This window comes from Oleiphilus sp. HI0128, assembly GCF_001635365.1.
Genome location: NZ_LWGG01000715.1, coordinates 1 through 455, shown reverse-complemented (window position 1 = coordinate 455; position 455 = coordinate 1). Strand labels below are relative to the sequence as shown.

The 455-nt window shown below is 46.4% G+C and carries 1 protein-coding gene; it reads left to right on the top strand.

Going from position 1 to position 455, the window contains the following annotated elements; genetic code table 11:
- Positions 1 to 334: methyl-accepting chemotaxis protein (locus A3763_RS08775; protein WP_231872144.1), on the top strand; the 334-nt coding region annotated here is incomplete at its 5' end.
- Positions 335 to 455: the final 121 nt, after the last annotated feature.

The window sequence follows — 455 nt, the reverse complement described above, 5'->3', positions numbered from 1 at the left end:
CCAACGCTCCGCCAGTGCCGCGAAAGAGATCAAAGACCTTATTCGCGACAGTGTCAATAAAGTCGAGTCAGGCTCAATGTTAGTCAATCAGACAGGTGAAACCTTAAATGGCATCGTCCACTCCGTAGAGCAAGTTGCACGCCGTATAGAAAGCGTCAATGTTGCTGCCAAAGAACAATCTAACGGAATTGGACAGATCAACCAGGCCATTTCGCAAATGGATGAGATGACACAACAAAACGCAGCCTTGGTTGAAGAAACTGCCGCTGCGTCAAGGTCTATGAGTGACCAGGCGAGTAAGATGCAACAATTGGTTCGTTTCTTCAGAACCTAGTCTGTCTGTGGCATAATTCGCAGCCTAAACCGAAAGGGGAGTCATTTGACTCCCCTTTTTTTGCACCAAAGTCTCAAACCTAGATAAAAACGAACCACTATATGTCAGCACAAACGAACGA